Source organism: Pseudomonas huaxiensis (assembly GCF_003231275.1).
GTDB lineage: Bacteria > Pseudomonadota > Gammaproteobacteria > Pseudomonadales > Pseudomonadaceae > Aquipseudomonas > Aquipseudomonas huaxiensis.
Genome location: NZ_QKVL01000011.1, coordinates 161,185 through 167,788 on the forward strand (window position 1 = coordinate 161,185; position 6,604 = coordinate 167,788).

9 protein-coding genes are annotated in these 6,604 nt (G+C 62.3%); 6 read left to right on the forward strand and 3 right to left on the reverse strand.

Annotated elements, in window-relative coordinates; genetic code table 11:
- Positions 1-167: 167 nt before the first annotated feature.
- The 3 genes from DM374_RS14885 to DM374_RS14895 all read right to left on the reverse strand — a co-directional run bounded on the left by DM374_RS14885 (position 168) and on the right by DM374_RS14895 (position 2,253).
- The gene (locus DM374_RS14885) at positions 168-1,082 is read right to left on the reverse strand and encodes a c-type cytochrome (protein WP_110970528.1); all 915 of its coding nucleotides are present in this window, start codon (positions 1,080-1,082) and stop codon (positions 168-170) included.
- Positions 1,079-1,723 carry a c-type cytochrome gene (locus DM374_RS14890; RefSeq protein WP_110970529.1) on the reverse strand — a complete coding sequence of 215 codons (645 nt, stop codon included), beginning with the start codon at positions 1,721-1,723 and terminating at the stop codon, positions 1,079-1,081. Before DM374_RS14890 ends, DM374_RS14885 begins: the two co-directional genes overlap by 4 nt.
- A gap of 179 nt (positions 1,724-1,902) precedes the next feature.
- Positions 1,903-2,253: a hypothetical protein gene (locus tag DM374_RS14895; RefSeq protein WP_110970530.1), complete on the reverse strand. Its 351-nt coding sequence runs from the start codon at positions 2,251-2,253 to the stop codon at positions 1,903-1,905.
- A gap of 158 nt (positions 2,254-2,411) precedes the next feature.
- Between DM374_RS14895 and DM374_RS14900 the strand changes: the two genes are divergently transcribed.
- The 6 genes from DM374_RS14900 to modC form a co-directional block, all read left to right on the forward strand.
- Complete coding sequence (locus DM374_RS14900; RefSeq protein ID WP_110970531.1) at positions 2,412-2,714, forward strand: DUF1883 domain-containing protein; 303 nt, start codon at positions 2,412-2,414, stop codon at positions 2,712-2,714.
- A gap of 5 nt (positions 2,715-2,719) precedes the next feature.
- Entirely contained in the window at positions 2,720-2,890 is a 171-nt protein-coding gene (locus tag DM374_RS33470) for a hypothetical protein (RefSeq protein ID WP_177431562.1), read from the forward strand.
- Between the two features lie 33 nt (positions 2,891-2,923).
- Entirely contained in the window at positions 2,924-3,997 is a 1,074-nt protein-coding gene (locus DM374_RS14905; protein ID WP_110970532.1) for an NAD(P)H-dependent flavin oxidoreductase, read from the forward strand.
- An 83-nt stretch (positions 3,998-4,080) separates the two neighbouring features.
- Positions 4,081-4,839 carry a molybdate ABC transporter substrate-binding protein gene (gene modA, locus DM374_RS14910; RefSeq protein ID WP_110970533.1) on the forward strand — a complete coding sequence of 253 codons (759 nt, stop codon included), beginning with the start codon at positions 4,081-4,083 and terminating at the stop codon, positions 4,837-4,839.
- A complete protein-coding gene (gene modB, locus DM374_RS14915) occupies positions 4,839-5,519 on the forward strand; it encodes a molybdate ABC transporter permease subunit (RefSeq protein WP_110970534.1) in 681 nt (226 codons plus the stop codon). Before modA ends, modB begins: the two co-directional genes overlap by 1 nt.
- 3 nt (positions 5,520-5,522) lie before the next feature.
- Positions 5,523-6,604, forward strand: a 1,082-nt coding sequence (modC, locus tag DM374_RS14920; RefSeq protein ID WP_110970535.1) for a molybdenum ABC transporter ATP-binding protein, incomplete at its 3' end; no start/stop codon positions are given.

The window sequence follows — 6,604 nt, forward strand, 5'->3', positions numbered from 1 at the left end:
AACCGTTGCCATCATAGAGAAAACCGGCGGGAGATAGTTCCCGCACGCTGCAAATATTGCTCCGGCGCCTGTAATCCGGCGCCTGACGCTGACAGAAAGACGCCGCTTCCAGTGTCGAAAGCGGCGTCCTGGCCATCATTGTGCGACCGCCTCGACGATCGTGTCGGTCACTTCCCGGTGCCCTGCCCGATCAGCACGCCCTCGACGGTCTGCCCGTAGAGGTTGACGCCGTCGTTGGCATGGAACTTCAGCCGGGTTTTCTCCACCGAACCCTCGACCAGACGCGGGTCCTGCGGGCGTTCATGCTTGTTGATGTAGGCCGCCACGTCCCAGGCCTGCTGATCGCTCAGGCTGCCCGGCTTGCCCAGCGGCATGTTGTACTTGATGAAGGATGCCGCCGTATTGATCCGGTGCATGCCTGCGCCCCAATTGTAGGAGTCTTTTCCCCACAAGGGCGGCATCACGTAGTCATTGGCGATTTTCTGCCCCTCACCCTGGTCGCCGTGGCAAATGGAGCACTGCTCCTTGTAGACCTTCTCGCCACGCGCGATGTCGTAGCCCTGGGCAGGCTGCGCCACATCCGGGTAGCCGCGGCCCGGAGGCTCGACACCGACCGGCGCCTTGGTCGACAACCAGTACGAATACACCGACAACGCCGTGATCTCCTTGCTGTCAGCCGCGGGCGCCTTGCCGTTCATGCTGAACTGGAAGCAGCCCTGGATACGCTCGGCGTAAGTGTTGACCTTGTCGTTTTTCTTGCGATAGGCCGGGTACATCGGGTACGCGCCCCACAACGGCGCCGAGTGCGCCATGCGGCCCTGATCCAGGTGGCAGTTGCTGCACTTCATACCGTTGCCGACGTAATCCGGGGCCAGGCGTTTGGTGTCGACGAACAGCGCGTAACCGTCGCGGACCATCTTGCCGAAAGCGTTGTCAGGCAATTCGCTTTGTGCGGGAGGAACGAAGAATGGCGTCTTGCTCGCCGCCGGCACTTTCAGTTGCGACTGGTCTTCCATGGCAACCTGCGCGGCATGAGCCGAACCCAGCGAGAGGGCCAATGCGGAAAATATGAATGCTTTCATGGCTTGACCCCCTGTCCGCCGGCGAAATAGTCGGCAATGGCCTTGATCTCCTCATCGGTCATGGCCTTGGCCACGCCGACCATCAACTGGTTGGGATCGTTGTGTCGGCTGCCATCGCGCCAGGCGTTCAGTTGCGCGGTCAGGTAAGCCGCCGGCTGGTGTGACAGCGGCGGGAAGTGCTCGCCGACACCCACACCGCCCGGACCGTGACATTGCACGCAACCAGGAATCTGCCGGTCCCAGTCGCCGTACAGGGCCAATTGCTCCACCGGGCTGCTGGCCATCTGCTGACGGCGCACCTCCGGTGTCGCGGGTGCCGGCATGGCCGCCAGGGCCTTGCTCACGGCAGCGATTTCGTCGTCGGCGAGGGCCTTGGCCAGCGGTTCCATGATCGGGTTCTTGCGGGTGCCGTCGCGGAAGTCCTGCAACTGCTTGCTCAGGTAACCGGCCGGCAAACCCGCCAATCGTGGAAAACCGGCGGCCGCCATGCCCAGGCCATCCGGGCCGTGGCAGCCCAGGCAGGCCATGGCGGCGGGGTTCTGGCCGCCTTGGGTAAAGACTTTCTGACCTTGGTCGGCATGGGCTGCCGGAAGGGAAAACAACAACAGGCTACTGATCAGGATTCGATCCAGTGGAATCATCACGGAGCTCCATCTTCTGGTTATATGCTTAGACTTAAAAAATATAAGCCTATGAATAGTAGGACTATCCTTTCGCCACTACAACGGCGAAACGCACCGAAAAGGAGCATTCAGATCAGTGAATCGATTAATCAGCGGAGGCAAAAACTACCCGCTCAATAGCGGGTCGTCGGGGGAATTCAGCCAGAAATGCAGCGAGTCGCCGCGTTCTTCACATCGGAAAGACGCAGGGGGAAGTTGTTCAAACGCTCGTACAGCTTAATGCTGCTGCCGCTGGAACGTTCGCTGATATTCAGCACCGCCGCAGGCGCCTCGGACAACTTCTGCGGCACCACCACCCGGATCGAGTTCTTGTCACGGGTCACTTGCAGCGGATCGCGACTGTCCTTGAGTCTTTCCTGTACGCACAGCAGATATTGCTCCGGTGACTTGCCAGAAATCACATCCAGGGTTGCAGGGCTCTGTTCCAACTCGGCCACGCTGGCGCATCCGGTCAGCGTCAACGCCAAGGCAGGTACAAACCATTTCATTGAATCCCATCTCCCAAATAAAAACGCTTCGACCACTATTAGGCCGTTTTGCTCCCTGCATTGACAGTTTTCTCATCAGGACTGTGATGAAGTCCTACATTCGGCCGACATCTGTTATCGTTTCGCCCTGTCGAAATATCCCCTTGCGGAGCCGTAACATGAAATTCGTACACCAGCGCGAGCACCTGAATGAAGACGATATTGTCGTCATCGAATGTTCCCAGCGCTGCAATATCCGCCTGATGAACGACGCTAACTTCCGCAGTTTCAAGAATGGCGGACGACACACCTATCACGGCGGCGCCTTCGACCAATTCCCGGCGAAAATCACGGTACCGAGCACCGGTTTCTGGAACATCACCCTCGATACCGTCACGCCTCGGGCCATTTCGGTTACGCGCAAACCGACGTTCAGCTACAAGATCAAATTCATTCGTCGCTCGTCGTCGCAACTGAGATAAGTCCCATGACCGCAACCATCAAATACGTCATCAAGTACAAGCTCGACGGCGAACGCCGCTGGGACTTCGCCCTGCTGCCGGACAACTCGCAGGAACAGGCGCTGGAAGCGCTGCGCAAGATCCACGGCGACGACGCCGACAAGATCACCGAGATCCAGGTCAGCAAGGCACTCTGATACCCGCCAAACGCAGCAAGGAGAACACAGACGATGAGCCAATGGCCGGACCGCCGCATTGTTGATCTGCTCGGCATCGAACTGCCGATCCTGCAAGCGCCCATGGCCGGTGCAACCGGCTCGGCCATGGCGATTGCCGTGAGCAATGCCGGGGGTCTGGGTGCACTGCCGTGCGCCATGCTCAGCGCCGAGCAGATCCGCCAGGAGCTGGAGGCGTTCAGCCTGGCCAGCCGTGGTCCGATCAATGTGAACTTCTTCTGCCACACCCCACCGCAAGCCGATGCCGAAAAGGCCGAGCGCTGGAAACAGGCGCTCAAGCCTTACTACGACGAAGTTGGCGCTGATTTCGCTGCGCCGACGCCGGTCTCCAGCCGCGCGCCCTTCGACGAGGCCGCCTGCGCCCTGGTCGAGCAATTCAAGCCGGCAGTGGTCAGTTTTCACTTCGGCCTGCCTGAGCCGCGCCTGCTGGCGCGGGTCAAGGCCAGCGGCGCCAAGGTGCTGTCCAGCGCCACCACCGTCGCCGAAGCGCTGTGGCTGGAGCAACACGGCTGCGACGCGATCATCGCCATGGGCTTTGAAGCGGGCGGCCATCGCGGGATGTTTCTCAGCGATGACCTGAACAGCCAGGTCGGCACCTTGGCGCTCGTCCCGCAGATCGCCGACGCGGTACGCCTGCCGGTGATCGCCGCCGGCGGGATCGGCGATGCCCGCGGTATCGCCGCAGCGTTCACCCTGGGCGCCTCTGCGGTGCAACTAGGCACCGCGTACCTGTTCTGTCCCGAGGCGAAGATTTCCCCGGCCCACCGCCGCGCGCTGCACACCGCGCGGGAAAGCGACACAGCACTGACCAACCTGTTCACCGGTCGCCCGGCCCGCGGTATCAGCACGCGGATCATGCGCGAACTGGGCCCGATCAGCGCCCTGGCCCCGGCCTTCCCTCTCGCAGGTGGTGCACTGGCGCCGATTCGTGCGATCAGTGAGCCGCAGGGCAACAGTGATTTCAGCAACCTCTGGTCCGGCCAGGCGCTGCGTCTCGGCGTCGAATTGCCCGCCGAACAACTGACCCGCAAATTGGCGGACGAAGCCCTCGCATTGATTGGTCGCTAAAAACAGGACTTTCCGTATACAAGACAATCGCTATATATTCGCCTATATAGCGATTGGCCTTTACTCACCCACGGAGCTGTTTCATGCGTAAGTGTGCACCTCGTCTTGCCCTGACTACCCTGTTCGCCTTCATGACCCTCAACAGCGCCTGGGCCGATGACGTCCAGGTCGCCGTCGCGGCGAACTTCACCGCGCCAATCCAGGCCATTGCCAAGGACTTCGAAAAAGACACCGGCCACAAACTGGTTGCCGCCTACGGCGCTACCGGACAGTTCTACGCGCAAATCAAGAACGGCGCGCCGTTCGAAGTCTTCCTCGCCGCCGACGACAGCACCCCGGCCAAGCTGGAAAGCGAAGGTGCCACCGTCAAGGGCTCGCGCTTCACCTACGCGGTCGGCACCCTGGCGCTGTGGTCAGCCAAGGAAGGCTACGTCGATGACAAAGGCGCCGTGCTCAAGGCCAATCAGTTCAAGCACCTCTCCATCGCCAACCCGAAAGCCGCGCCTTACGGCCTGGCCGCTACCCAGGTGCTGGACAAGCTGAAACTGACCGAAGCCACCAAGGCCAAGATCGTCGAAGGCCAGAACATCACCCAGGCGTTCCAGTTCGTCTCCACCGGCAACGCCGAGTTGGGCTTCGTCGCGCTGTCGCAGATCTATCAGGACGGCAAGGTCACCAGCGGTTCGGCCTGGATCGTTCCGTCCGAGCTGCATGACCCGATCCGCCAGGACGCGGTAATCCTCGAAAAAGGCAAGGACAACCCGGCCGCCAAGGCACTGGTTGATTACCTGAAAGGTCCGAAAGCCGCTGCGGTCATCAAATCCTACGGCTACGAACTCTGATGCCACTGGACGCCAGCGACCTCGGTGCAATCTGGCTGACGCTCAAGCTGGCGTCGCTGACGACCCTGATCCTGCTGCTGATCGGTACGCCGATTGCCTGGTGGCTGGCCCGCACCCGCTCCTGGCTGCGTGGCCCGGTGGGGGCCGTGGTGGCATTGCCATTGGTGCTGCCGCCGACGGTGATCGGTTTCTACCTGCTGCTGACCCTCGGCCCTCACGGGCTGGTCGGCCAGACCACCGAGGCCCTCGGCCTGGGCACGGTCGTCTTCAGTTTCACCGGGCTGGTGATCGGCTCGGTGGTCTATTCCATGCCCTTTGTGGTGCAGCCGTTGCAGAACGCCTTCACCGCCATCGGCGACCGTCCGCTGGAAGTGGCTGCGACCCTGCGCGCGAGTCCCTGGGACACATTTTTCAGCGTGGTGCTGCCGCTGGCCAAGCCCGGCTTCATCACTGCCAGCATCCTCGGCTTCGCCCATACCGTCGGCGAGTTCGGCGTGGTGCTGATGATTGGCGGCAACATTCCCGACAAGACCCGTGTGGTCTCGGTGCAGATCTACGACCACGTCGAAGCCATGGAGTACGCCCAGGCCCATTGGCTGGCGGGGGCGATGCTGGTGTTCTCGTTTCTGGTGCTGCTCGCGCTGTATGGCAGCCGCGGCGGCAAATCGGCCTGGAGCTGAATGATGGTTGCAATGATCCAAGCCCGCCTGAAAGTGGCCCGCGACGATTTCACCCTGGATGTCGACCTCAGCCTGCCAGGCCAGGGCGTCAGCGCGCTGTTCGGTGCCTCCGGCTCCGGCAAGACCACCTGCCTGCGTTGCCTGGCCGGGCTGGAGCGTGCCGAAGAGGCCTATATCGAGGTCGGCGGTACGGTCTGGCAAGACTCCAGCAACAACGTCTTCGTCCCGCCGCACCAACGACCGATCGGCTACGTGTTCCAGGAAGCGAGCCTGTTCAGCCACCTTTCGGTGCGCGACAACCTGGAGTTCGGCTGGCGGCGCATCGACCCCGCCACACGACGGATCAGCCTGCAACAGGCCTGCGAACTGCTGGGCATTGACCACTTGTTGGCGCGCAAGCCCGACACCCTCTCCGGCGGCGAGCGCCAGCGTGTCGGCATCGCCCGGGCGTTGCTCACCAGCCCGCGGCTGCTGCTGATGGACGAGCCACTGGCGGCGCTCGACGCCCCGCGCAAGCGCGAGATCCTGCCGTACCTGGAGCGCCTGCATGACGAGCTGCAGATTCCGCTGATCTATGTCAGCCATGCCCAGGAAGAAGTCGCCCGCCTCGCCGATCATCTGGTGCTGCTGGAACAGGGCAAGGTCCTGGCCAGCGGGCCGATCAACCAGACCCTCGCCCGCCTCGACCTGCCGCTGGCGCAGGACGAGGACGCCGGAGTGATCATCGAAGGCCGTACCGGCGCCTACGACGCCGCCTACCAACTCCTTGATCTGCACCTGCCCGACAGCGAACTGCGCCTGCGTATCCCACATGCGCCGCTGCCACCGGGGTCTTCATTGCGGATCAAGGTTCAGGCCCGCGACATCAGCCTTAGCCTGGCCGAAGACACCCAATCGAGCATTATCAATCGCCTGCCGGTGACCCTGCGTGCCCTCAGCCACCTCGGCAATCCGGCGCAGGTACTGGTCAGCCTGGACGCGGCAGGCCATCCGTTGCTGGCGCGGGTCACGCGGTTTTCCAGCGACCAGTTGGGGCTGCACGAAGGCCAGCAGTTGTGGGCGCAAATCAAGGGTGTGGCGTTGCT